We start from the raw sequence: 23,919 nt of genomic DNA on the forward strand, positions 1-23,919 counted from the left end.
CAATCAAGGAGCGCCCTGCACAGCCTAAGCGTGGCCAAGTGCAAGATATTCTGCCCGAGCCGAAATAGTGGGTTGGTTCGGGCGGAAATGCCTGAGGCGGATCAAATGGTTGCTAATTACGCCTGGATCGGATTGCGCCAGTCATCAGAGCCGGATGTGCCCGCGACCACATGATCCCACATGATCTTGCGGTAGGTCATCTTGACCTGCACAAGCTGGGTGTAATCCTTGGAGGTCATGTCCTTGCAATGTGGCATGTCGCAATTGATATCGACGATCAAAGCCTCTTCCAGCGCGGTGGTGAAGAAATGCACCTGCTCGGATGCCTGGGTGCGGTACCATTTCAGCTCGACCTTGGTGAGCAATTCGCCGGTGACCAGCGCGTTGTACAAAAGCGGCACCGATTTGTTCAGCGTGCAAGTAAAGGTAAAGGGCTGGTGGATGCGGGTGCCCGTGGGTGAGCCCGACTGCGGGTCGCGCGGTGTGATCACCGCATGTGAGAACGCCTGCACCATGATCTCGTCTTCATGGCCTGCTTGCCATTCATTGGTGATGGAATCAAATGTGGTCGCCCCTTGGGTGATCAGGCCCTGGGTTTCGCCTTCAATGGTCAGATACGCCGGCATTGGCATGGGAAGTCTCCTTATAAACACGCTACATCAGTCGCATCGCGGGTTTGGATGCACGCTGAGCCAAAACGGTCGAGCAGAAGTTTGAGCAAAATCAACAAAAATCTTCAAAAAAATGCACATCCTGTAAGCGGCTGTAATAAAACGATATTGCAAAACTTTCGACCGCTTGGTCGGGCGAAAATCCGCCCGATTTTGACCCCTCCGGGCGGATTTCCGCCCGCAGGTATTATGCTACCCCAAAAAACAGCCCAAAAAGGCGGTAGTTTAGCTATTGAACTATAGGGGGTATAGCGGGAACACCGCTAGGTGATTCGAATCACCCCGAAAACCACCGATCATCACCCTGACTTGCAGCCTGCGCGCATAGCAACTGTCGCATCACGACGACCGAACATCCGCCTCGGTGTCCACATCACTCCAATCGATCGACACTTACAGCTTTGCCACCCAACCGCGTGCCCGGCGCTGCGGGCCAGTGCCGCAACGACCGGCCGCTTTCATCAGATGCTGCAAGCGCAATGCCGCACTGCCGTCAGTCCGCTGTCCGCCCTCTGCGTCGGTCATGCCGCAACTGCGAAGGGGCATCAGATGGATGGCGCGAACGGCAGAAGGGGTCCGAAATTAGCCCATCGAACGTGCCTGCGTCGCCAAGCTTCGATTTCACAGCCTGAATGCAAGTGAGAGAGGAAAACCTTGAAGATCATTCGCATCAAATTTTTGTATATTGCCAGATGGCAGTGAATCGGGGGGGACGTTCGGGCCAGGGCCTGGATGAAAACAGCTAAAGGCTAAAGGTAACTGCGGGCGTCCGTAAGGGGATCGATCAGCGGACGTCTTGGCTTGCAAAGGAACATCGCAAAAAAGAGCGCCTTGATTGTATCATAAAGATAGTACGATTAAATTTGCACATGAGGCACCCTATACGTACTATCTTCGCATGGCTGTAACAAAAATAGGATACGCGCGTTGCTCGACTGACAGGCAAGACCTGTCGGCGCAGAAGAAGGCACTCGAGGATCTCGGCGTTGCAAAGGATCGGATCTACACTGACCACGGACTGACTGGCAGCAATCGAGCGCGCCCTGGGTTGGATCAGGCCCTGGCGGCGGTGCGGGAAGGTGATACTCTCGTCGTGCCGAAACTTGACCGACTAGCGCGCTCCGTCCCCGATGCTCGTGACATTGCCGATCAGTTGCAGGCGCGGGGCGTCAACCTGGCGCTCGGCGCATCCGTGTATGACCCTAGCGACCCCATGGGCAAAATGTTCTTCAACATTCTGGCCACATTCGCGGAATTCGAATCTGACCTAATCCGCATGCGCACCCGTGAAGGGATGGCCATTGCCCGCGCCAAGGGTAAGCTGCGAGGAAAGCAACCCAAACTATCCGACCGCCAGTCGCGTGAACTGCGGCGCATGTATGATACAGGCGAGTATTCGGTTAGCGACCTGGCAGAGGTGTTCTCTGTATCGCGACCGACGGTGTATCGAACGCTCCAAAGGCAGACCGGCGCCAAGTAGCGACAAAGAACGATTGCGACATAGCGATCTGTTTCATAGCCCCATAACGACGGACGGCTTTCCCGACTGTCATCTCCGGGCAAATCCCTGTACCCTCACGACAATCAAGAAACATGGGGGCAGCATGGCCATCAAGAAAAGTGACATCTATCGATCCCTGTGGGAAAGCTGCGATCAGCTTCGGGGCGGCATGGATGCCTCGCTTTACAAGGATTACATCCTCACCCTCCTGTTCGTGAAATACGTCTCCGACCGCGCCGGTCAGGCGGATGCGCTGATCGAGGTTCCCGCTGGAGCGTCGTTCAACGACATGAAAGCCCTGCGCGGGTCCAAGGATATTGGCGAGGGGATGGACAAGATCATCGCCCGGATCGCCGAAGAAAACGAGCTTTCCGGGGTGATCGACCGGGCCTTCTTCAACGACGCCGAGAAATTCGGGCGTGGCCAGAAGATGACAAACACCCTCACCGCGCTGATCAACATCTTCAGCCGGGAAGAGCTGAATTTCTCGAAAAACCGCGCCGATGGCGATGACATTCTGGGCGATGCGTACGAATACCTGATGCGCAACTTTGCGACTGAATCAGGCAAATCCAAGGGCCAGTTCTACACCCCGGCCGAGGTGTCCCGCATCGTGGCAACGGTGGCCGGGGTCAGCCGGGCCACCAGTCCCAAACAATCCGTCTATGACCCGACATGTGGATCGGGATCGCTGCTGCTCAAGGCCGCTGAAACCGCCGCTGTTCCCATCACGATCTTCGGGCAGGAGATGGACATCGCGACCCGTGGCCTCGCCCGCATGAACATGATCATGCACAACCGCGCCACCGCCGAAATCGCCCAGGGCGACGTGATCGCAGAACCGCATTTCCTGGCCAATGAAACCATGCTCCAGACCTTCGATTTCGTCGTGGCCAACCCGCCCTTTTCGGCCAAGGCATGGGCCTCGGGCCTGACCGAAGACACCAAGTTCGGCCGCTTCACAGATGGCGAACCCCCGGCAAAGAACGGGGATTTCGCTTTCCTCCTGCATATCCTTACGTCGATGAAAGCCACCGGATCGGGCGCGGTCATCCTGCCGCATGGCGTGTTGTTCCGGGGCAATGCCGAATCCCGCCTGCGTGAGAAAATCCTGAAACGGGGCTATATCAAGGGCATCATCGGCCTGCCGGCCAACCTGTTCTATGGCACGGGCATCCCGGCCTCCATCATCGTGCTGGACAAATCTCAGGCGCAGGAAAACCGCCCCGTGTTCATGATCGACGCCTCCAAGGGCTTCATCAAGGACGGCAACAAGAACCGCTTGCGCGAACGGGATATCCATAAAATCACCGATGCCTTCACCAAGGCGCAGGAAATCCCCGGCTATTCCCGCCTTGTCCCCTTTGCCGAGATCACCCGCAACGATTTCAACCTGAACATCCCCCGCTATATCGACGGGTCCGACCCCGAAGACCTGCAAGACATCACCGCCCATCTGCATGGCGGCGTGCCAGAGCGTGACATCGACGCCCTGGCCGAATTCTGGGATGTCATGCCCACCCTGCGGGCCACGATCTTCGGCCCCAATCCCCGTGCGGGCTATGCCGATCCGCTGGTGGCCCCCGACCGCGTGCGCAGCACCATCCGCAACCATCCCGATTTCGCGGCCTTCCGCAGCCAGATCACCGATATCCTGAACGGCTGGATCACCCGGAACACGCCCCACCTGACCGGCATCACCCAAGGCGATCATCCCAAGGCCCTGATCGACAACATCGCCGAGGATATGCTGACCCGCTTCGCCACCGCCCCGCTGGTCGATAAATATGAGGCCTATCAGCGCCTGATGTCCTATTGGTCCACCACCATGCAAGATGATGTCTTCATCATTGCGGGCGGGGGCTGGCTGGCCGCCCGTGATCTGCGAGAGGCCCGCAAGGAAGTGGCGGACGGCAAAACCAAATGGCTGGAAGAGGGCGACCTGACGGTGAACAAAATCCGCCTTGTGGCCGATGTCATCCCGCCCGCCCTGATCACGGCGCGGTTTTTCCCTGAATTGAAGGATGCCCTTGATGCCGCCACCGCACGGGCCGAGGAACTGGGCCGCGAGATTGACGAACTGGCCGAGGAACACGGGGCCGAGGGCGGGCTGTTGGCGGATGCCCTGACCGATACCGGCAAACTGACCGCCGCATCGGTGAAAACCCGCGAGAAATCGGGCGAGGCAGATGCCGAGGAACGTCCCCTGCTGAAACAGGCCGCGAAACTGATCGCGGCAGAGGCGGCGGCGAAAAAAGCCGCGAAAGAGGCCGAGGCAGCGCTGACCACCGCCGTGTTCAAGGCATACCCCGAATTGACCGAAGACGACATCCGCACCCTTGTGGTGCAGGATAAATGGATCACCGACATCACGGCGGCCATCGGGGCAGAGGTGGAGGCGCGGACAGAAAGCCTGACTGCCCGCGTGCGGGTGCTGACCGAACGCTATGGCCAGACCCTGCCGCAGATCATGGACGATCTGGCGGGGCTGGAGGCACGGGTGGCCGGGCATCTGGCGGCGATGGGGGTGGCGGGATGAGTGACTTTTCTGCCCAAGTGTCAGAATGCGCATCAGAAGGCTGGAAGGCGGTTCCTTTGGCCGATCTAGCGTCATTTAGGACAGGCCCATTCGGCAGCACTTTCCACAAGTCAGACTATCGGAGTGGTGGGGTTCCACTGATTAATCCGTCGCATATTATTGATGGGGAAATCGTACCGGATGAGCAAGTTGCGGTTGCGCCTGAGCTTGCCAGCAGCCTGTCCGTTTTCGCTCTTCGAGAAAACGATATCGTTATTGGCCGACGTGGTGATATGGGACGCTGTGCAGTTGTGCGGTCACATCAAGCAGGTTTTCTGTGCGGGACCGGTTCAATGATTGTCAGACCTCGTTCCGGAGTAAGCCCTGAACTATTACAGGCTTTTCTGGCAAGCCCCAGGGCAATCGCAAAGATCGAAGAAAACTCGGTCGGCACAACAATGATCAACCTGAACCAAGGAACGCTTTCATCGCTCGAAATTCTGCTTCCAGATAATGAGCGTGGACAACAGGCCATTGCCGCCGCTTTGTCGGATGCGGATGGGGTGGTGGCGGGGTTGGAGCGGGTGATCGCGAAGAAGCGCCTGATCAAACAGGGGGCGATGCAAGACCTCCTCACCGCCCGCCGCCGCCTCGCAGGCTGGGGCGACCCAACTTCAGAGCATGTCAAAGTTCCCAAAGGTTGGATCAATGTAGCACTCTCCATGCTTGCAGACTTTCGAACCGGCCCTTTTGGAAGCACTTTCCATAAGTCAGATTACAAACGCGGCGGTGTTCCATTGATAAACCCTTCGCACATCGTTGACGGTGAAATCATTCCTGACGAGGCAATTGCCGTCTCTCCCGATCTTGCTCACAAGTTATCAGTTTTTGCTCTGCAAGAGAACGATATCGTGATTGGAAGGCGTGGCGAAATGGGGCGGTGTGCGGTCGTGACGAACCAACATGTCGGATTTCTCTGCGGTACAGGTTCGATGATTGTAAGGCCCAAGGAAAACGGGAATTCTCAACTCCTCCGCGCCTATTTGGCTAGTCGCGCAGTAATTGAAAAAATTGAAGAGAGTTCCGTTGGTACAACGATGATTAATCTCAATCAGACAACGCTTTCCTCTCTTGAACTGATGGTCCCAGAAGAACCGAAGGAACAACAAGCCATCGCCGCCGTCCTCTCTGACATGGATGCCGAAATCCAGACCCTCGAGTCTCGCCTGACCAAAGCAAGGGCGATCAAAGAGGGGATGATGCAAAACCTTTTGACAGGGCGGGTGCGCCTCGTTTGATTTGGATACCATTTTCTCAAAGGATTTTCGCGCATGACCATAGGCCAGCCGGAACGCGCCACGCAAAACCGCATGATCGCCCAGATGTGCGGCGATACCTCTGGCAAGGTCGGCGGCCTCGGCTGGCGATACCTTGGCGATTGGCAGAAACGCGGCAGCAACGCCAATATCGAACCCGATTATCTGCGCCCGTGGCTGCTCTCTCGGGGCTATGACAAGGACGTGGTGACCAAGGCCATCGCCGAATTGCAACGGGCCGCCCGCATGGACGGGTTGAAGCTCTATGAGGCGAACCGCGCCACCTATGACATGCTGCGCTATGGCGTCCAGGTCACTCCCGGCCCCGGAGAGGCCCCCGTGACCGTGCGTTTTGTCGATTGGGACAATCCGGCGGCCAATGACATGGGCGTGGCCGAAGAGGTGGCAATTTCCGCCCGCAACCCCAAGGCCTATAACAAGCGCCCCGATCTGGTGCTGTATGTGAACGGGATCGCCCTGGGCGTGGTGGAGTTGAAGAAATCCACGGTCGATCTGGGCGAGGGTATCCGCCAGACGCTGGACAACCAGCGCCCCGAATTCATCCCGCATTTCTTTACGACGGTGCAGTTGACCCTTGCCGGCAACGAGGTGCAGGGCCTGCGCTATGCCGCGATCCAGACGCCCCAGAATTACTGGCTGGCCTGGAAGGAAGACAGCGATATCACCGCCCCGCTGGCGCGCGATGTGTCGCAGATGCTGACGCCTGCACGGTTTCTGGAGGTGATCAACGATTTCATCCTGTATGACGCAGGGATCAAGAAAATCACCCGTCCCAACCAGTATTTCGCCGTGAAAGCCGCACAAGATGCTGTGAGGGCACGGCAAGGCGGGATCATCTGGCAAACCCAAGGATCGGGGAAAAGCCTGATCATGGTGATGCTGGCCCGCTGGATCCGCGAGGCGCTGCCCGATGCCCGTATTCTGGTGGTGACCGACCGGAAGGAACTGGACGACCAGATCGAGGCCGTGTTCGGCAACACCGGCGACAAGGTGCGCCGTGCGAAATCCGGGGCGGACCTGCTCGCGGCCTTGGCCGACCCGAAGGAACGAGTGGTGTCGTCCCTGGTGCATAAATTCGGCCGCCGCGAAGAGGATGAGATGGGCGCCATGATCGCCGAGATCCAGCGCGGCCAAATCGGTGCGCCCGTGGGCGAGTTCTTCGTGTTCATCGACGAGGCGCACAGGACGCAATCAGGTAAGCTGGCCCGTGCGATGCGGATGATCCTGCCGAATGCGGTGTTCGTCGGGTTCACGGGGACGCCCTTGCTGAAGACGGATAAACAGACCTCGCTTGAGACATTCGGGCCATATATCGGCAAGCCTTACCGGTTCAACGAGGCGGTCGAGGATGAGGTGGTTCTGGACCTGCGCTATGAGGCGCGGGATATCGATCAGCGCATCAGCTCACCCGCCAAGATTGACGAGTGGTTCGAGGCCAAGACCAAGGGGCTGACCCCCGTGGCCAAGGCAACCCTGAAACAACGCTGGGGCACCTTGCAGCGGGTGTTGTCATCAAAGGACCGGCTGGAACAGATCGCCAATGACATCATCATGGACATGGCGACCAAGCCGCGTCTGGCGTCCGGGCGCGGCAACGCGATGCTGGTGGCAGGGTCTATCCCCGAGGCCTGCCGGTTCTTCGAGATTTTCCGCAATTCCGGGTCTGAGCTGTCCGGTAAGTGCGCCATCGTCACCTCCTACCAGCGCAATGCATCCGAGTTGACTGGCGAAGAGGCCGGGATGGGCGAGACGGAAAAGCAATATGTCTACCGCGTCTATGACCGGCTGATGACCGATTTGGGCACGGATGAAGAGGCTTACGAGTCTGAGGCCCTGCGCAAATTCCGTAAGGAACCGGCGCAGATGAAGTTGCTGATCGTGGTCAGCCGCTTGTTGACCGGCTTTGATGCCCCTACGGCCACATACATTTACATCGACAAACAGATGCGGGATCATGGTCTGTTCCAGGCGATCTGTCGGGTGAACCGTTTGGACGGCGAGGACAAGGATTACGGCTATGTCGTGGATTACAAGGACCTCTTCAAGAATATCGAGGCGGCAGTGGATGATTACACATCCGAAGCGTTCGATGCCTTTGACGCCGAGGATGTCGAGGGGCTGATCTCGAACCGTGCCGAAAAGGCCGGGGTTGACCTGCATACCGCACGGGATGCCTGGTTCGGGCTGCTGGACCCTGTGGAGCAGCCAAAAGGGGATGCTGAGCTTTACGCATACTTTTCAAGCCCCAACGGGTGGGAGAATGACCCGGCCGCTGAAGAGAAAGCCCGGCGGCGTCAGGCGCTTTACAAATTGGCGGGCGCATATGCGCGGGCCTTCGCATCCGTTGCGGAAGACCCTGCTGCAAGCGGCGTGAATGACCTGCAGCTTTCCCAGTATCGTGGTGAGGTCGAGAAAGCCCTCTCCATCAGAGATGCCGTGCGGTTGCACAGCGGCGATGCGGTCGACATGAAGCAGTTCGAACCTGCTATGCGCCATTTGATCGACAGCTATATCAAAGCGGACGGGTCCGAGGTGATTTCGCATCTCGATGACATCAGCCTGATTGACCTTGTGGCCAGCAAGGGCGCCTCGGTTGAAGATGGGTTGCCCAAGGGGTTGAAGGGAAATCGCGAGAATGTGGCCGAGGCAATCGAGAACAATGTCCGCAGGTTGATCATCGATGAAACCCCGGTGAACCCGAAATTCTATGAGCGGATGTCAGAATTGCTGACTGATCTGGTCCGGAAGCGCCGGGATGACGCAATCGCTTACGCAGAGTATCTGGAGAAGATCGCCGAGCTTGTCCGATCCGTGAAAGCCGGACATGGCGGGGAATACCCTGCATCCATGGCGACCCCAGGACGCAAAGCTCTGTTCGACAATCTGGGTCAGGATGAGGCGCATGCCTTAGCGGTTGATCAGTTGATCCGTGATAACGCTCAATCTGGATGGCGAGGTAATCGCATGAAGGAAAGGATGCTCCGGAAAAAACTGGCAGAGGTATTTGAGAGTGAAGAAGCGATCGATCTGATCATCGAGATTGTCCGGTCACATGATGAATACTGACTTGATCGAGGTATCAGGGTTGTCGGTCGAGCTTGTCCGGAAGCCGATCAAGAACCTGCATATCGGGGTCTATCCCCCGCAGGGTCGCGTCCGCGTGGCCGCACCTCCCGCCATCAGCGAAGACGCGATCCGTGTGGCGATTGTCACACGGTTGGGATGGATCAAGAAGAAACAACGCGAATTCGCTGGTCAGGCTCGAGAGCCAGAACGGCGCTTCGTGTCCGGAGAGACCCATTACCTGTGGGGAACGCCCCTGCGTCTGCAGGTCAGGCCCACGGGGTCTAGTGGGTGTCAAATTTTCCGGAACGGGGCTGACCGATTGATCATGGTTACCCCGCCGGAGGCGATGACCAGCCAGAAAGCACGATGGTTATCCGACTGGTACAGAGAAGAGCTGAAAGGCCGGGCAAGTCCGCGGGTTGAGCGGTGGGCTGGAATTCTGGGGGTACCCCTGCCACGATGGGGTGTTAGGTTTATGCGCACCAAATGGGGGAGCTGTAATCCGGAAAAGCACCTTGTTTGGCTGAACCTCGATCTAGCGAAGAAACCGTCGCAGGCTCTGGACTATGTGGTCCTGCACGAAATGGCTCATTTCATCTCTCGCCGACATGATGACCTATTCATTGCCGTTCTAGACCGTCACATGCCTGGATGGCGTCAGGTCCGGGCTGATCTGAATGGACTGCCGTTGAGCTTTTCAAGTCGCTGATGATGATAGCATGGTTCGTCCAAATAAAAATCCATCATCAAAAGGTCACCCAGTGAGTCTCTATTCATATCGGCCGCAATGAATTACAAGAACCACCTTTTTAGTGGGGGCCTCACACAAGGTACTATGTCTGCTAGACGATCGACGCGGAGGGCGGAAAGCCGTCTGAAGGCCGTGCAGCACGACAATCGCGCCGAAATGCCAAACCGGACGCTCGACCACCGGCGCAGGGGGCCGACTTACCAATTGACGGTTCGGTAACGACTCCGAGCCAATCAGAGACATTCAAAGAAGTCGCAGCGTGCCAGAGAGCTTCGCAGGTGCAGCGGACATGACCGGCTGAAGCCGATGTTGGAGTTTTGCCGTAACCGCCGCCGGAATGAGCATCCCTAACCATTTAGCGGACTGGCAGGTCAGATCTATGTGTGCGGGAAAGTTGCCACTCACAGAGCCTCGGATGAAACGTCACATCCGAAGCCTACGGCGGTCTGGCGGGTTTGGGGTTCACAGCTCCCTCAGGCAGCCTCATTTCATTCGGTTATTTATCCGTATCTACAATCCGGACGTAACCGCCCGATTTCTACCGCGGCCATTTATCCTTGACGCGTGCGATTATTTCGGGGTCATCGACGAAGTCTTCGAGGAATGCATGCCATGTATCCTGTGATATGCGCGCATCGCTGAGCATGTCTTTGAGCTCTTCGATACCATCGTCGGTTAAGGTCGTGATGGATTCGTCCGCTCCAGTGTGGACGCTGACGATCGCACCATAACTGAGGTTGTCATCATTCCAAATGACAGCCTCCAACATCTCGAGGTCCTCGCCGAGCATTTCCGCGACATATTCGAGGGTGCAGAGATTAGTCACGGTGGTCATCCTGCGGCTTCAGGTTTTTGGCTTCCAGTTCCAGGGCAGCAGTTCCCCAAGGCGGGGGTTCATATGATCATGGATGCGATCCAGAACATCTGCCAGATAGGCTTGTGGATCAAGACCGCTCATCTTTGCTGACTCGATAATGGTCATGGCACGCGCAAGAGTTTCGCCCCCAGCATCTGAGCCTGCGAATAACCAGTTCCGTCTCCCGACTCCGATCGGCCTGAGCGCCCGCTCAGCAGCATTGTTATCGATGGCCACGCGCCCGTCATCGAGAAACAGCGTAAGTGCCTTCCAGCGGCTCAGCCCATACCGGAACGCTTTGGCCAGATCGCTTTTGCCGGGGATGCGTGTTAATTGCTGCTCTGCCCAGACCCGGAAGGCCTCGACCTTGGGTTTGGTTTTTTCCTGGCGCACTGCTTTGCGTATGTCTGCGGGCTGACCGTTGATCTGGCGCTCGATATCATAAAGCGCGCCGATCCGGTCGAGCGCTTCGCGCGCGATTTCAGATTTCGTCACAATCCAAACATCATGGAAGTCGCGCCTCAGGTGGGCCCAACATGCAGCCTCTCGGAACTGGCTCTTGCCGTTGAGATCAGGAGCATAGAGCTTGGTATACCCTTTGTAGCCATCGGCCTGCAAAATGCCGCTGGATTTGGCGAGGTGGGTCAGGACATGCTCTTCTTTCCAGTCAGGGGCGAACTGGTAGACAGCCCCCGGCGGGGCTCCTCCCGCCCAAGGGCGCTGGTCGCGAACATAGGCCCACAGGCGGCCTTTTTTCACACCTTTTCCAAGCCCTCTGTCTCGTCGACTTCGATCAAGGACCCGGATAGGTGTATCATCTGCATGTAGCAGATCGCTGGCCATGATTGCGTCCTCGATCATCTTGATCAGTGGCGCCAGTGCTTTCATTGCCCCGCCGCACCAGTCGGCCATCGTTGTATCGGAAATATCTGCTCCCATCCGGGCGAAGATTTCATTGAGGCGATACAAAGTCAGCTGATCATCGTATTTCGAGACCAGGATGAATGCCAACAGGTTTGGGCCCGCCATGCTGCGCGGGATTGGTCTGCTGGGGGCGGGTGGCTGAACGATCTTCTCGCAGCACCGGCAAGATTTCTTGATGCGCGCGATTTCGATGATTTTCATCTGCGCTGCGATCATATCAAGCAACTCGCTGACATCCTCACCTACCACCCGCAGATTGCCACCGCAGTCGGGGCATGTGTCACCAGGATCAAGCTCACGGCGTTCGCGGGGGGTATCAGGCGACACTTTAGGACGACGGCGTTGCTTCTTTTCTGGCGCATCTGCTGTGGTATTACGCGCGTCTGCGTCCGTGTCAGCGTCCTCACTCTCATCTGGCGACGTGTCTTGTGCCTCGGCAACAGCGACATTCAGGTCTTCCAGCGCGAGTTCCAATTGTTCGATCTCACGCTCGATCTTTTCCGAGCTGGAACCGAACTTCTGTTTCTTCAGTTTGGCAATCCGGATGCGCAGGGCTTGAACGAGCAAGTCATGCGCGCGCAAGGTGGCCAGGATTTTCTGGTTCTCTGCCTGCAAAGAGGTGATCATCACCTTCAGAGCGGCCGGATCGTTGGGGAGAGAAATCGCTGCTTGGGACATGGAAATTTATACCATATCCCAAGCCTTATATCCACTAAAAACAAGCAATTACAGCAAGATAAATCATCCGACACGGGCTGGCGGCGCGCCCCAATCCGGCCTTCGCCACTCCATTCCTTCCCACAGCATGGCCAGCTGCGCAGAGGTCAAACGCGCGCTTCCGTCAGAGGCCGAAGGCCATGGGAAACGCCCCTTCGAGAGAACTTTATAATACAGACAAAATCCCTGTCCGTCCCAAAACAGCAGCTTTATCCTATCTCCCCGACGCCCACGGAATGCAAAGACTGCGCCGCTCGCAGGGCGCTGGCGTAGCACATCCTGTGCAATCGCCGACAGGCCGGCAATCCCCTTACGCATATCAGTGTAGCCGCAAGCCAGATAGACCCTAACCCCAGTGCCCGGACCAATCATGCCGCTTCCACCGCCTTTATCAGCCGGGTCAAGGCAGACGCATCGACATCTGTATCAATGCGCAAACTCCGGCCATTGCGCAGAACAACCTCAACCCGCCCGTCTTGCTCATCACTAACCGCACAAGGTCTCGATGCCTCAGGGTCCATTTCCAAAAACTCGACCGGCAAAAACACCGTTTCAGGGTCGTATGGCAAAAGGCCCTTCCTCTTCAGATCGTATCGCCAGCTATAGATCTGCTGCCGCGTCACATCATGACGCTGGGCAATCTGGGTCACTGTCGCCCCACCGACTCCAACTGACCGTACGATTGCCACCTTCTCCTCATCACTCCAACGTCGCCGCCGTTCAGCCCCAAGTATTTCTCCGCGCATCAATGCCTCCAATAAGGGACGTCGTTAACGACGTCGTTAAAGACATCTCATAACATCGCGAAGCGCCCAGAAGCAGGCGGTTCAAATCGGGTGGTTACATCCGGACCTGTGATCCTTGATCAGCGCCCCTCACCCTCGCCAGTTATCGGCACGCTTTTTGAAGTCGATCTCCTTCCACGCCTCTTTCCAAAGCGCGAAGTATTTCACGTCACTGGATGAGGGTTCTGGGTCGCATTTCTCCACATACACGACGCAAGGCATGATGACGGCGTCCCCGATGAGTAGTGCTTCCCCTTGCTCAAGGGCAGGCATACCCTCAGTGAGATTGCCCAGTGTATCCGGCAATAGTCGGCGGACATAACTTTGGTCATCGGGGTTGGTGAGACGCATTGCCAGGAAATTGGAGCATTGCGAAAAGATAGTTTCTGAAATTTCAGACGGGCGCTGGCTCGAAATCAGAAGGCTGATACCGTACTTTCGGCCTTCTTTGGCAATGCGCTCGATTGCAGCTAAGGAAGCCTTGTAGCGGGCAAGACCGCTCTTTGGTGCGTATTTGTGTGCTTCCTCATACACCATGAGGAACGGTTGCTCTGTTTTGCTTTCGACACGCCGCGCATAGTAACAAAAATCGAACATTAGACGGGAAATCAGCGAGACGGTAATGCTGAGCAGCTCAAAGGGAATGCCGCTGAGGTCGATGATTGTGACATTCGATCGGCCTCCCGCCTTGTAGCCGGTAAACTGTTCAAGCACCTGCTCCAATGTCGCAGCTTTGGCCTTCGCACCGAATATGAAGTCAAGCCGAGAGTTCGATATCTTTGATCTGATCCGACGCTCGAATTTGTCGATGCTACCGTCGGCATAGGGGCCTTTATTGATTTTGCTGCGTTCCGTGGGCGCGAAATCCCGCAGCGCCTTGCAATAATGCTCAAGCTGACCCTCGACATCATCGAACGTTTCGGTAGTACCGTCCTTAAACTTGATATGCAGCGAGTTTTCAGCGTCTTTTGTTTCCCGCGTCAGGTTGCGGAAAGCATTCGCTACGTGCTGAATGTCATATCGAAGCGGACTGTCGAAGTTTACCTTTTCGACGTCAGGATTGCTGATCTTCTTGGCAATGGTCACCACAGATCGTAGCAGCGAATCTTGATTGTAATTGTTATTGTCGCCGGACTCCAGGAACATGTCCTCCATCTCGTCTTCGTTGAGAAGCCAATATGGCAAGACGAGGTGATCCACGGTGATGACATTCGCCGTCGGAAACGCCGTGGCATATTCGGAATGAAGATCGAATATCAGGATATGGGAGTTATTGAGTCCTTGGTATTCGCCCAATTTGGCAGATATCGCCTTTTGCAGAACTGACGACACACTCGATGATTTCCCCGATCCCGAAGCACCCACAACGGCAATATGTTTGTTGAAGAACCGGTCCCCATGAACAGGTACTACGATATCACGTTGCCTGGTCAGTGATGAAAAGCAAAAGCGGTCTTCAGCCGCATAGCAATCTGCATAGATGGCTGCGATTTCCGCTTTCGTCGCCGGGACGACCTTCTTTGGCGGAATGGCGAGTTCGTCACCGCCGCGATTGAACTTTCCATCTTTAAGGGTCCCGAGAGGATAAGCATCAATCATATAGACGCGCTTGTAGTCACTGCTGCCGTCGCCTTTCACCTCTTTCATCTCGATTGAAAAGCTTTCGATGACGCAGATGAGAGAAACGTTGTCATTGTCCGAGACCTTGAGAAAGGATCCAACGCGAAGAGACTCACCCGCCGCCTGGAAGTTCAAGAGATCATCGACGGCCACTCGGACTTTGTTGGGATAAACGGCGACAACCTCAGCATTGGCGATTTCCTCAGTCATTGTTCTTCCTCAAATAATTTTCGTGATTGTGGAGATGCTGCTGACGGGGATTGAATACATCCGAGTCTTTGGACTAGGCGGAGCCATGGCTACTGGACGTTCAAGGAAGAAGTCGTAGATATGGCACACCTTACGTCCCACACCAGCGAGGGTCTCCAGCAACTGGTCGAGGTCGTCAACAAGACGAATTTCGATCTGGCGCTCTTGGGTCTGTTGGCTATTAACGTGATCGATGCGGAATGGCGATCCGCGATATGGATAACCGTCTACGAAAAAAGTTCCGGTATCGAAAAGCTCGTTCTTCACTTGCATGATGAGCTTTTCATCCGCGCCGCGTAGCAGAATGAATGGCGCGTAGCGCTCGGAATTCTGTATGCGGCGCGTCTTAGCCGAACTCCAGTTTTTGCCGATTGCCCTGAGTTGGTCGCAGACAACCGAACAGTCGGTTGCCGCACTGCATTCAATGATGAAAGCACGTGCGATTCCTGCGCCGTTCGTGGGCGAGAAGTAAAGGCGTTTCATATGTTTCGCGTACTCGCTCGCTTCCTTCTCCCGAAGAAGCCAACGATTATGAATAGCTTGAGTACCTTTGAAAAGTTCCAGCAGATTACGAAGGGTGACCTTGCGATCGTTGTGATTTTTTTTCGTGGCGAGTGTGGCGATGAAGTCGAACGCCATTGGATAGTAAAAACCTTCGGCCTCAACCGCGGAGACGCTCTGGTTTTTCCTTATTGCCTCGATGACGAGATTGCGATGTTCAGAAAATTCCGTCGAGATTTGTATGCTGAAGCTCTTGCAGAACGCCACAATCAGCTCATCTGGTGCGGCCATGCCGTCGAGCAAAGACTTCTTTTCATAGGATTTTGTACCGTCAGCGGCCTTCACTTCCTTTCGGTATTCCATGACCGATTTAAAGCGCTCGACGGTAAGCTCACCAATATCGATCTTAACTTTTGAAAAGTGCCCGTACAGCAGGTATTTTCGGCCTGTCCGCTGTGCTTCTTGGAGCCCATGGAAATGAACAAAGAGCTTATGCAGGGGGTCACGCAGTACCGAGTCTGTCAAGCTTTGCTCCGCATAGTATTTCACCTGGCCGTAAATGACGCCTTCATCGGTATAGTGGTCGAAGTCTTCAATGCCCTCGATGAGAACCCTCTCGTCCAGGCCGGCGTTCAGGATTTCAAGTAACGCTGCATCGAGCTGGTAGAAATAGCCCCTAATTGAAGCTGTTGCTTCGCGTTTTTTGTCGACTTCCAATATCCCACCCACGAATCAATCCCCGATTGACATTGTAGGAGAGCGGAAGCGGGAGTGCGAGTGAGTATAATTGCGCCGACGGGACTGGCCTGAATATCGTGAGGGCGTCGATTGTGGCCGGGAGTTTCTCGGGTGGCGAGACGATCAGCGCTTTGGGCTGTCACCCGTCGAATCCGGAAGGCATCGTCACGAAGTACCGAAAACCAGCCTCATGCCAAGACAGTTGATGTACTGCGCTACGAGACAGGGCGCTGACTGAAGGCCAGTACCGCTTTCGTGTACAGCAAGCTCGCCGGGAATATTGGAACACTGAGGGTAGATCTCAATCGAAGAGCCTGCGTTACCATCGAAAAGCCACCGGTCATCCTCGGCCCCAGGCCGGTCGTTCGTGCATGCTGCTGCGAGTGCCCGCTTCCGCCGTCATTCTGTCGAGACAGTCCTGGACAGGTCATTGTGAAGCCGCGCGAACGTCTGCAACGCCCCTCCGGGCTGAGATCTTGGCCGTGACTTCGCTGCACTGCCAGTCGAATGTCGGCTTCCGGGAATGTGGCAATGCAGCATAGGTCCAGTTCGACCGTCCGCTCTGGGCCGGGTGTGTCGATGGTCGACCTCGAAGAGTCGGCGGGCCATGCTGCACCGCCGCAGGGCGGCTTCGAGCCCATCAGCGACATTCGTGCAGACCGCAGCATGAAAGGCCCCTTCAAAGGCGAAGCATCATAGCCAGCCCAAAACCACCAATGAGAATACGCGTGCCAGATGCCCGCTCTCACATGCACAGTGGCTTCTCTTACCAATGGTGGTCTCACTTTACCTACACATTGAACCGCTCGGGCGAAATTCTACTTGTGTAAAAGAGCGGCACTTGGCAGGTTGCGTATGATCATCGAAGCTGGGGTTATCGATTTGGCCAAAAGAGATCCAAACAAAACTGCGCGTAACAGAAGAGATAAGGAAATCAGGTCCCTTCGCGATTTGTGTGGGTTGCTGGTGGGCGGCGGATTGAATCTTCTACCAGATATTGTGGTCACAACATAAGGCGCGTCTGTCGCGGAGACCTCAAATATCGCAGCGTCAGACGCGCCGAGCCTGTTGAGCTGCGGCAGTTTTTTTGGATAGGGTGAAGCTTCCTGAAACCAGCGGATGAGGAGGCATTCATGGGTCCCGAGACAAGTTTGTTCACGACAGCTCTTGGCCTGCAGGCTCCGTGGAGTGTCACGGACGTACGTTTTGACGCCAAACTCAAAGAGATCCACTTTGACGTCCGCTTCAAGGCGGGAAGTCGATTTGCTTGTCCCTCCTGTGGCGCGCCCGATCAGCCCGTCCATGACACGCGATCCAGGATCTGGGAACACCTGCGTTTTTTCGAGCACAAGGCTTTCATCCATGCCGATGTGCCACGTGTTGCTTGCAGCCAATGTAGCAAGACCGGACAGGTTCCGGTCCCCTGGGCGCGCAGTGGCAGCGGTTTCAGTCAGTTGTTTGAAGCCTTTGTGATTGCGCTGGTGCGACAGATGCCGGTGAAGGCTGTTGCTGATATGCTTGATGTTGGTGACGATCGCCTCTGGCGGGTTCTTGACCATTACGTGTCGTCAGCGCGAGATCGCGAAGACTTCAGCGCCGTGACCGCCCTTGGGATTGACGAGACAGCTGCGCGCCGCGGGCATAATTACATCACCCTATTTCACGACCTTCTGGCCGGCAGGCTTCTCTTTGCCTGTGAAGGACGTGATGCAAAGACTGTGGCGGCTTTCGGTGAAGATCTGCGCGCCCATGGCGGTGATCCCGATGCCATCTCCGCTGCCTGTATCGATATGAGTAGGGCCTACATTTCTGGCGTCGCAAAGCATCTGCCGAACGCGGATGTTACCTTCGACCCATTCCATGTCATCCAACTGGCCAATGTGGCGCTTGAAGAGGTTCGCCGCGCCGAAGTACGCAGCAGACCTGAGTTGAAACACAGCCGCTGGATGTGGCTCAAGGACAAGAAGAGATGGACGAAGCGGCAGATCACACAGCATCATGATCTATCTCGGATGCACCTGAAAACAGGACGCGCGTTTCGCTTGAAAGAGGCTTTGCGCGACATCTTTGCTGAAGCCGAGTCCAAGGCAGAGGCCGAAGAACGGCTTACCGCCTGGTTTCAATGGGCGCGCCGCAGCAGGCTGCCAGCATTCAAGAAACTCGCTCTGACACTCAAGGCGCACTGGGATGGTATACTTAACGGTTTTGACAGCGATCTGAGCAACGGCGCTGTCGAAGCCATCAACGGCCTAATTCAGGCCGCAAAGGCTCGGGCGCGCGGGTATCGCAAAACCCGCAACCTCATCAACATGTCATACCTCATCGCAGGCAATCTCACCCACTTACCAGCGTCACCCTACCGCACAACATCTTGTGCCACAGGCAAATGAACGGAAACCAAGCCACCCACACAAACCGCGAAATAGCCGGAAATCACTTCCGAGCTTGCCGAGCTGTGGCCACAAGTTTCTATAGATAGCGGATACGACAATCAATTGTCATTCAATGCATTGATCGGGGGAAAAGCTGCTACTTTCATAGATCTGAAGGAGAAGGTTATAAAGTCATCTGATGAGTATATTTCAGATTACTTGCGTGGCTTCAAAAAGGCTCGAGAAACTGACCGTTGGACCGCAGGGGGCACTTCTTTCAGCTCGACAACTTTGAAATCGAATTTCAACACTTTAGTTAAAACCAACGCGACGAAGCGTTACTTTCTTCTTTTTCTTCAAAGGTCATTCCTTCGCCACTACGATGAGCTGGTTCGGAATCGACCTGCTGTTGCAGACTCGGAGATTTGGATCGGGCAAAACAATAGTGATTACGGCATTCTCATAACTCCAAGGTTCAATGCAAACGGAGATTGGGAGAATGACAAGAGTGAAATCAGGCATTTTCCGAAGTTATACTGGACGATAGGCCACCTGCTTGTCACCCAGGGCAATCGCTTTTGGCCTAAGCCGTTGAGATATTTGTGAGAAGTTTGCGCAGGAAGGCTTCATCCCAGCCTGCTCGTTTGAGTTTGAGGGACAGCGACGTTTTGGATGTATCGCGGCGGACAACGTCAAGGGCGCGGCGTCGGAGCACGGCGATGTTGGCTGGCCCATTGTCCTTGCGGTTACGCGCGTCATCCTCGCGAAACGACACGTCGAGTTGCCAATGTAGGGCGTTCTCGATGGCCCAGTGGGCGCGGACCGTGGCTAGCAAAACCTCGGGCGTGGGCAGCCAGGACAGGGCGAAGAAGCGCGTCTCTGAGGTCACCTTGCCGTCTACTTCGCGGGTAGCCTCGATGCGACCGAAGCCCTTGAGGCCCGGGAATTCATGATGTTCTGCCAATGACTTGGCTGATACTACGACAGCCTTTCGGATCTCCCGGCGACCATGGTTCATCTCATCCGTGATAGCTTCTGGGTAACCTTCGGGCGGCTCAGAAAAGCAGCCCCGCGCATCCGACAAGAGTGACTCCTGATTACCCTTGAGCGCCAGGCACCAATCGCCACCTTGGGCGTTGATTGCGGCCACGGTGCGGCGGTTGCAATGGAGCGCATCGCCCGTCACCACCTTGCCCTTCAGCGCGATCAGTCCGAGGGCTTCGATGGCGGCCTCCAACTCCGCGCCCCGATCAGCGGGCACCGTGGCCAGCGTCAGGCGCAGGCGTGAGGCGTAGGCTGAGACCATCATCCGCGTTTTCGCACTCTCGCTTTTGCCCCGGGCGCCGCGCAATGCCTTGCCGTCGATGGCGATCACATCACCGTCTTGCAACAGTGCCGCGACCTCGGCCAACACCTTGCCGAAGGCCGCATCCAGCGCCTTGGGGTCGATCATCGCGAACACATCTGAAAACGTGTCATGCGAGGGTATGGCGTGCTTGAGCTTCAGGAAGTCTCTGAAAACGTTCTCTTTTGCACGCCCGAACTCTGCCATCTCCGCGCAGGAACTGGAGCCGCAGAGCACTGAAACAAACGCAATCACAAGCAACTCGCCAAGGTCATGACGGGCATTGCTGGCCCGCGGGTCGGGAATATTGCCAAAGGCGTCGAGGAAAATCTGCATGACCGGAGGCTCCAAAATGATGACGCCACCATCCAGAATCCATCACGTCAACAAGCGCAACCCACTCAATGACGCAGTCATGTCCAAAAGCGATTCTCCTGGCTTGTCACCGGACTGGTCGTTCAAGGTGACCCCAATCCTATAACCTTTGGCACCATAGACGACTACCTTAACTTCTTCACCAAGGTACTGGTGCGGCCTTCTGGCTCGAAATACGAGAGGGAGATCGCGGCGCTTTATTGTACCTATGTAAAGTCGCAGAAAAATCCAGAAGACGTTCCTCTTCTGATCCCAGAGCTTCGCTACCGTGGCAAAGAGAAAAGGCACAAGTATAGGCTCGACTTTTGCGTGATCGACCCTGTAACTCTTGAGAAAATAGGTTTTGAGCTATCGCCGTGGTCCACACATGGGCACATTGCGTCCACCAATAAGAAATCACAAAAGGTAATAAATGCGGAAGCGTTGAAGAATTTTGAAAAAGAAGCCGGAAAGTTGCGTGACTATTTTCGCAAGTATAGAATTACAACCCTCATATATACAGATGAGCAGCTTGTTGATACAGGAAAAATCTTCGATGAGATTTCCATATATCTCGAGGGAAGCACTGATGTGACTCAGTTGGAATTCAGTCTAATTGAAGAGTTTTTATAGATTCCGTAATTTCATAGTGCCCTGCCAAACTTAAGGTAAAAGTTAAAAAATTTGGGCGACAGAATGCAATCACTGCGCAGTTTGTTTCCTTGCTCAGTTCCTACGGGTCCGGTCCTCCATGTCCGTGATGCGGCAAGTACGAATGGTTTTTGCGCAGGCGCCGCGAACGGCAGAAAGGTCCCGCATCAGCGACGCTAAATAGCAAAAAATGCTGCGCGATGCACGATTGGCCGGTTTGGTGAAGCCGCACTGCAGCGTGCCACCGACGATGGCTGACCGCAAAGGGCCGGGCATGTCGCCTGAGGTGAGCACGACGGAACTCCCACCACGCTGCCGCCGTCGAGAGTACGCGAGGCGACTGGCAGCTTCAGTGTGCGCGCAATTGCAATGTTGCAAGGTGACGTGCCTCTCTCTCGCATATCTTAAGCGCCCCGTAGCTCGCTCGTAGCTCGCTGAAGCGAAGCAGGTCGCTCTCAGGACAAAAAAAGTTGCCGCAATGTTCTTGCTGCGCGGTTTGAAATGCTGTGGTGGCCTGAGATGACTGCGCCAGGTCTGGGTTGGTCAGCGATCACGTCTTTTGATCCTTTGACGCGTGCATCACGCTCGAAGGAAAGTCTTCGTGACCAAAAAGGAAAAATCCCTGACGCAAAAGGCAAAACCTAGTGACGCTTCACACAAACAGGATATTATGGTGAGCCGGACAGGATTCGAACCTGTGACCCGCTGATTAAAAGTCAGCTGCTCTACCAACTGAGCTACCGGCCCACACATGTGGCGCTACTTAGAAAAGCGTGGGGGTGGGGTCAAGGGCTAATCGGTCGCGCTCGGCACTATTCGTGCGCGGCGGTGCAAATGATCTCTGGTCAGAACAGGGCGCGGCCCTTATATCGCCGACATGTCTGATGCATTCCCCCCTCTGCCCTTTGCCAAGATGCATGGCGCGGGCAATGACTTTGTTATCATCGACTCGCGCAAGGCCGCGGGTGGGGTGATGACAGCTGCGCTGGCGCGCGCGATTGGGGACAGGCACCGGGGCGTGGGGTTTGATCAACTGGCGGAATTGCGCGTCTCTGATGCCGCCGATCTGGACCTTGATTTCTGGAATTCCGATGGATCGCGCGCGGGCGCTTGCGGCAATGCAACGCGCTGCGTCGCGGTGCGCGTCATGGATGAGCTGGCCCGCGACAGCCTGAGCTTGCGCACAGCGCGCGGGGTGTTGCTGGCCGAGCGTCGGGGCGGACAGGTTTGGGTGAATATGGGCGCGCCGCTACTCGACTGGCACGCGGTGCCAGTTGCGCGCGCGGTTGATCTGGACGCCCTGCCCCTGCCCGGTGCGCCTGCGGCTGTGGGCATGGGCAACCCCCATTGCATTCATTTTGTGGATGATGCCGAAGCGGCCCCTGTCGCCACACAAGGCGCGCTGGTCGAGCATGACGCGCTGTTCCCAGAGGCGACGAATGTTGAATTCGTCTCACTCATCGCGCCCGATCATCTGCGCTTGCGGGTGTGGGAACGCGGCACCGGCATCACGCTTGCCTGCGGCTCTGGTGCGTGTGCCACAGCGGTGGCCGCGCACCGGCGCGGGCTGACGGGGCGGCGCGTGGCGATTACGGCGGATGGCGGGCGACTGGACGTGGACTGGCGCGACGATGGTGTCTGGCTGACAGGGCCAGTGGCACATGTCTTCGATGGCACATTCACCCCTGAATTTCTGGCCCGCGCGACATGAGCACCGGCCCGCATTTCACCACATTGGGCTGCCGCCTGAATGCCTATGAAACAGAGGCCATGAAAGCACTGGCCGAGGGGGCGGGCCTGCGCGATGCGCTGGTCGTCAACACCTGCGCCGTGACCGCCGAGGCCGTGCGCAAGGCGCGTCAGGAAATCCGGCGACTGCGACGCGAAAACCCCAGCGCGCCCATCATCGTGACCGGATGCGCCGCCCAGACCGAGCCTGCGACCTTTGCCGCCATGCCCGAGGTGACCCGCGTTATCGGCAATACCGAGAAAATGCAGCCCGAAACATGGGCGCAGATGGTGCCCGACCTGATTGGTACAACCGAGCGGGTGCAGGTCGATGACATCATGTCAGTGCGTGAAACGGCCAGCCATCTGATCGACGGTTTCGGCACGCGGGCGCGCGCTTATGTTCAGGTGCAAAATGGCTGCGATCATCGCTGCACCTTTTGCATCATCCCTTTTGGGCGCGGCAATTCGCGCTCTGTGCCTGCAGGCGTGGTGGTTGAACAGATCACGCGGCTGGTGGCGCAAGGCTATCATGAAGTCGTGCTGACAGGTGTGGACCTGACCTCTTGGGGGGCGGACCTGCCCGGTGGCCCGCGTCTGGGCGATCTGGTGCGGCGTATCCTGCGGCTGACCGATGTGACGCGCCTGCGCATCTCGTCAATCGATTCGATTGAGGCGGATGACGCGTTGATGGACGCCATCGCCACCGAGCCGCGCCTGATGCCGCATCTGCATCTGTCGTTGCAAGCAGGCGATGACATGATCCTCAAGCGGATGAAGCGCCGCCATTTGCGCGATGATGCAATCCAGTTCTGCGCACAGGCGCGCGCCTTGCGGCCCGATATGGTGTTTGGCGCAGATATCATCGCGGGCTTCCCGACCGAGACAGAGGCGATGTTTGAAAACTCGCTCAAGCTGGTGGAAGAGTGTGGGCTGACATTTCTGCATGTCTTTCCCTTCAGCCCGCGCAAGGGCACGCCTGCCGCGCGGATGCCGCAACTGGACGGGGGCGTGATCCGCGCGCGCGCCGCACGGCTGCGCATGGCGGGCGCGCATGCGCTGCAAGCGCATCTGGCGGCACAGCAGGGCCAGCAGCATGACGTGCTGATCGAGGGCGCGCATATGGGGCGCACAGCGCAATTCACCGAAGTGCGCTTTGCCACCCCTCAGCCCGTAGGCGCAATCGTATCAGCCACGATCACCGGGGCCGCGCGCGGCCAGTTGCTGGCCTGAAC

19 protein-coding genes and 1 tRNA gene are annotated in these 23,919 nt (G+C 56.5%); 10 read left to right on the top strand and 10 right to left on the bottom strand.

Annotation, left to right across the window (positions count from 1 at the left end; genetic code table 11):
* Positions 1 to 116 precede the first annotated feature (116 nt).
* Both BD293_RS13320 and BD293_RS23365 read right to left on the bottom strand, forming a co-directional pair.
* The gene (locus tag BD293_RS13320; RefSeq protein WP_142079274.1) at positions 117 to 632 is read right to left on the bottom strand and encodes an Hcp family type VI secretion system effector; all 516 of its coding nucleotides are present in this window, start codon (positions 630 to 632) and stop codon (positions 117 to 119) included.
* Between the two features lie 432 nt (positions 633 to 1,064).
* Positions 1,065 to 1,196: a hypothetical protein gene (locus BD293_RS23365; RefSeq protein WP_281286666.1), complete on the bottom strand. Its 132-nt coding sequence runs from the start codon at positions 1,194 to 1,196 to the stop codon at positions 1,065 to 1,067.
* Between the two features lie 310 nt (positions 1,197 to 1,506).
* Between BD293_RS23365 and BD293_RS13325 the strand changes: the two genes are divergently transcribed.
* The 5 genes from BD293_RS13325 to BD293_RS13345 all read left to right on the top strand — a co-directional run bounded on the left by BD293_RS13325 (position 1,507) and on the right by BD293_RS13345 (position 9,802).
* Positions 1,507 to 2,151, top strand: a complete 645-nt coding sequence (locus BD293_RS13325) for a recombinase family protein (RefSeq protein WP_246086299.1) — start codon at positions 1,507 to 1,509, stop codon at positions 2,149 to 2,151.
* Positions 2,152 to 2,275: 124 nt separating this feature from the next.
* Positions 2,276 to 4,711, top strand: coding sequence for a type I restriction-modification system subunit M (locus BD293_RS13330; protein ID WP_142082489.1), 2,436 nt, complete (start codon positions 2,276 to 2,278; stop codon positions 4,709 to 4,711).
* The gene (locus tag BD293_RS13335) at positions 4,708 to 5,988 is read left to right on the top strand and encodes a restriction endonuclease subunit S (RefSeq protein WP_142082491.1); all 1,281 of its coding nucleotides are present in this window, start codon (positions 4,708 to 4,710) and stop codon (positions 5,986 to 5,988) included. The genes BD293_RS13330 and BD293_RS13335 overlap by 4 nt, the downstream gene beginning before the upstream one ends.
* Before the next feature lie 33 nt (positions 5,989 to 6,021).
* On the top strand, positions 6,022 to 9,093 hold the full coding sequence (locus BD293_RS13340) for a type I restriction endonuclease subunit R (protein WP_142082493.1): 3,072 nt from the start codon (positions 6,022 to 6,024) through the stop codon (positions 9,091 to 9,093).
* Complete coding sequence (locus tag BD293_RS13345; protein WP_142082495.1) at positions 9,080 to 9,802, top strand: M48 family metallopeptidase; 723 nt, start codon at positions 9,080 to 9,082, stop codon at positions 9,800 to 9,802. The genes BD293_RS13340 and BD293_RS13345 overlap by 14 nt, the downstream gene beginning before the upstream one ends.
* Positions 9,803 to 10,382: 580 nt before the next feature.
* Here the strand turns inward: BD293_RS13345 and BD293_RS13350 are convergent.
* The 6 genes from BD293_RS13350 to BD293_RS13375 all read right to left on the bottom strand — a co-directional run bounded on the left by BD293_RS13350 (position 10,383) and on the right by BD293_RS13375 (position 16,225).
* Positions 10,383 to 10,679 (bottom strand): hypothetical protein, encoded by a 297-nt coding sequence (locus tag BD293_RS13350; RefSeq protein ID WP_142080139.1) that lies wholly within the window; start codon positions 10,677 to 10,679, stop codon positions 10,383 to 10,385.
* A gap of 9 nt (positions 10,680 to 10,688) precedes the next feature.
* The gene (gene tnpC, locus BD293_RS13355) at positions 10,689 to 12,302 is read right to left on the bottom strand and encodes an IS66 family transposase (RefSeq protein ID WP_142080153.1); all 1,614 of its coding nucleotides are present in this window, start codon (positions 12,300 to 12,302) and stop codon (positions 10,689 to 10,691) included.
* Positions 12,303 to 12,365: 63 nt separating this feature from the next.
* Positions 12,366 to 12,713, bottom strand: a complete 348-nt coding sequence (gene tnpB / locus BD293_RS13360; RefSeq protein ID WP_142080138.1) for an IS66 family insertion sequence element accessory protein TnpB — start codon at positions 12,711 to 12,713, stop codon at positions 12,366 to 12,368.
* Positions 12,710 to 13,087 carry an IS66-like element accessory protein TnpA gene (tnpA, locus tag BD293_RS13365; protein ID WP_142080137.1) on the bottom strand — a complete coding sequence of 126 codons (378 nt, stop codon included), beginning with the start codon at positions 13,085 to 13,087 and terminating at the stop codon, positions 12,710 to 12,712. The genes tnpB and tnpA overlap by 4 nt, the downstream gene beginning before the upstream one ends.
* Before the next feature lie 129 nt (positions 13,088 to 13,216).
* Positions 13,217 to 14,956 (bottom strand): ATP-binding protein, encoded by a 1,740-nt coding sequence (locus BD293_RS13370; protein WP_142082496.1) that lies wholly within the window; start codon positions 14,954 to 14,956, stop codon positions 13,217 to 13,219.
* Positions 14,957 to 14,965: 9 nt separating this feature from the next.
* The gene (locus BD293_RS13375) at positions 14,966 to 16,225 is read right to left on the bottom strand and encodes a DUF4297 family anti-phage-associated protein (RefSeq protein ID WP_142082498.1); all 1,260 of its coding nucleotides are present in this window, start codon (positions 16,223 to 16,225) and stop codon (positions 14,966 to 14,968) included.
* Positions 16,226 to 16,765: 540 nt separating this feature from the next.
* On the opposite strand from BD293_RS13375, the gene BD293_RS22725 reads away from it, so the two are divergent.
* Both BD293_RS22725 and BD293_RS13380 read left to right on the top strand, forming a co-directional pair.
* Positions 16,766 to 16,933 (top strand): hypothetical protein, encoded by a 168-nt coding sequence (locus tag BD293_RS22725; protein ID WP_170207142.1) that lies wholly within the window; start codon positions 16,766 to 16,768, stop codon positions 16,931 to 16,933.
* Positions 16,934 to 17,367: 434 nt separating this feature from the next.
* Complete coding sequence (locus BD293_RS13380) at positions 17,368 to 18,624, top strand: ISL3 family transposase (protein ID WP_142079999.1); 1,257 nt, start codon at positions 17,368 to 17,370, stop codon at positions 18,622 to 18,624.
* 565 nt (positions 18,625 to 19,189) lie between these two features.
* Here the strand turns inward: BD293_RS13380 and BD293_RS13390 are convergent.
* Complete coding sequence (locus tag BD293_RS13390; protein WP_142082500.1) at positions 19,190 to 20,287, bottom strand: ISAs1 family transposase; 1,098 nt, start codon at positions 20,285 to 20,287, stop codon at positions 19,190 to 19,192.
* Positions 20,288 to 20,635: 348 nt separating this feature from the next.
* Here BD293_RS13390 and BD293_RS22955 point away from each other — a divergent pair, with 348 nt between their 5' ends.
* Complete coding sequence (locus BD293_RS22955; protein ID WP_211841029.1) at positions 20,636 to 20,938, top strand: hypothetical protein; 303 nt, start codon at positions 20,636 to 20,638, stop codon at positions 20,936 to 20,938.
* A gap of 689 nt (positions 20,939 to 21,627) precedes the next feature.
* On the opposite strand, the gene BD293_RS13400 is transcribed toward BD293_RS22955, so the two are convergent.
* Positions 21,628 to 21,703, bottom strand: a tRNA-Lys gene (locus BD293_RS13400).
* 130 nt (positions 21,704 to 21,833) lie between these two features.
* On the opposite strand from BD293_RS13400, the gene dapF reads away from it, so the two are divergent.
* Positions 21,834 to 22,667: a diaminopimelate epimerase gene (dapF, locus tag BD293_RS13405; RefSeq protein WP_142082502.1), complete on the top strand. Its 834-nt coding sequence runs from the start codon at positions 21,834 to 21,836 to the stop codon at positions 22,665 to 22,667.
* Positions 22,664 to 23,917 carry a tRNA (N(6)-L-threonylcarbamoyladenosine(37)-C(2))-methylthiotransferase MtaB gene (mtaB, locus tag BD293_RS13410; RefSeq protein ID WP_142082504.1) on the top strand — a complete coding sequence of 418 codons (1,254 nt, stop codon included), beginning with the start codon at positions 22,664 to 22,666 and terminating at the stop codon, positions 23,915 to 23,917. The genes dapF and mtaB overlap by 4 nt, the downstream gene beginning before the upstream one ends.
* The last annotated feature ends 2 nt before the right edge of the window (positions 23,918 to 23,919 follow it).

The organism is Roseinatronobacter monicus, assembly GCF_006716865.1.
Lineage (GTDB): Bacteria > Pseudomonadota > Alphaproteobacteria > Rhodobacterales > Rhodobacteraceae > Roseinatronobacter > Roseinatronobacter monicus.

What these genes read in the sequence shown, in the direction of transcription:
- tnpA (WP_142080137.1), bottom strand. Translation starts at nt 13,087, where the DNA reads ATGCGCGGAGAAATACTTGGGGCTGAACGGCGGCGACGTTGGAGTGAT.
- BD293_RS13345 (WP_142082495.1), top strand. Translation starts at nt 9,080, where the DNA reads ATGATGAATACTGACTTGATCGAGGTATCAGGGTTGTCGGTCGAGCTT.
- tnpB (WP_142080138.1), bottom strand. Translation starts at nt 12,713, where the DNA reads ATGATTGGTCCGGGCACTGGGGTTAGGGTCTATCTGGCTTGCGGCTAC.
- BD293_RS13320 (WP_142079274.1), bottom strand. Translation starts at nt 632, where the DNA reads ATGCCAATGCCGGCGTATCTGACCATTGAAGGCGAAACCCAGGGCCTG.
- BD293_RS13350 (WP_142080139.1), bottom strand. Translation starts at nt 10,679, where the DNA reads ATGACCACCGTGACTAATCTCTGCACCCTCGAATATGTCGCGGAAATG.
- BD293_RS13390 (WP_142082500.1), bottom strand. Translation starts at nt 20,287, where the DNA reads ATGCAGATTTTCCTCGACGCCTTTGGCAATATTCCCGACCCGCGGGCC.
- mtaB (WP_142082504.1), top strand. Translation starts at nt 22,664, where the DNA reads ATGAGCACCGGCCCGCATTTCACCACATTGGGCTGCCGCCTGAATGCC.
- dapF (WP_142082502.1), top strand. Translation starts at nt 21,834, where the DNA reads ATGTCTGATGCATTCCCCCCTCTGCCCTTTGCCAAGATGCATGGCGCG.
- BD293_RS13335 (WP_142082491.1), top strand. Translation starts at nt 4,708, where the DNA reads ATGAGTGACTTTTCTGCCCAAGTGTCAGAATGCGCATCAGAAGGCTGG.
- BD293_RS13370 (WP_142082496.1), bottom strand. Translation starts at nt 14,956, where the DNA reads ATGACTGAGGAAATCGCCAATGCTGAGGTTGTCGCCGTTTATCCCAAC.
- BD293_RS13330 (WP_142082489.1), top strand. Translation starts at nt 2,276, where the DNA reads ATGGCCATCAAGAAAAGTGACATCTATCGATCCCTGTGGGAAAGCTGC.
- BD293_RS23365 (WP_281286666.1), bottom strand. Translation starts at nt 1,196, where the DNA reads ATGACCGACGCAGAGGGCGGACAGCGGACTGACGGCAGTGCGGCATTG.
- BD293_RS22725 (WP_170207142.1), top strand. Translation starts at nt 16,766, where the DNA reads ATGCAGCATAGGTCCAGTTCGACCGTCCGCTCTGGGCCGGGTGTGTCG.
- tnpC (WP_142080153.1), bottom strand. Translation starts at nt 12,302, where the DNA reads ATGTCCCAAGCAGCGATTTCTCTCCCCAACGATCCGGCCGCTCTGAAG.
- BD293_RS13380 (WP_142079999.1), top strand. Translation starts at nt 17,368, where the DNA reads ATGGGTCCCGAGACAAGTTTGTTCACGACAGCTCTTGGCCTGCAGGCT.
- BD293_RS13340 (WP_142082493.1), top strand. Translation starts at nt 6,022, where the DNA reads ATGACCATAGGCCAGCCGGAACGCGCCACGCAAAACCGCATGATCGCC.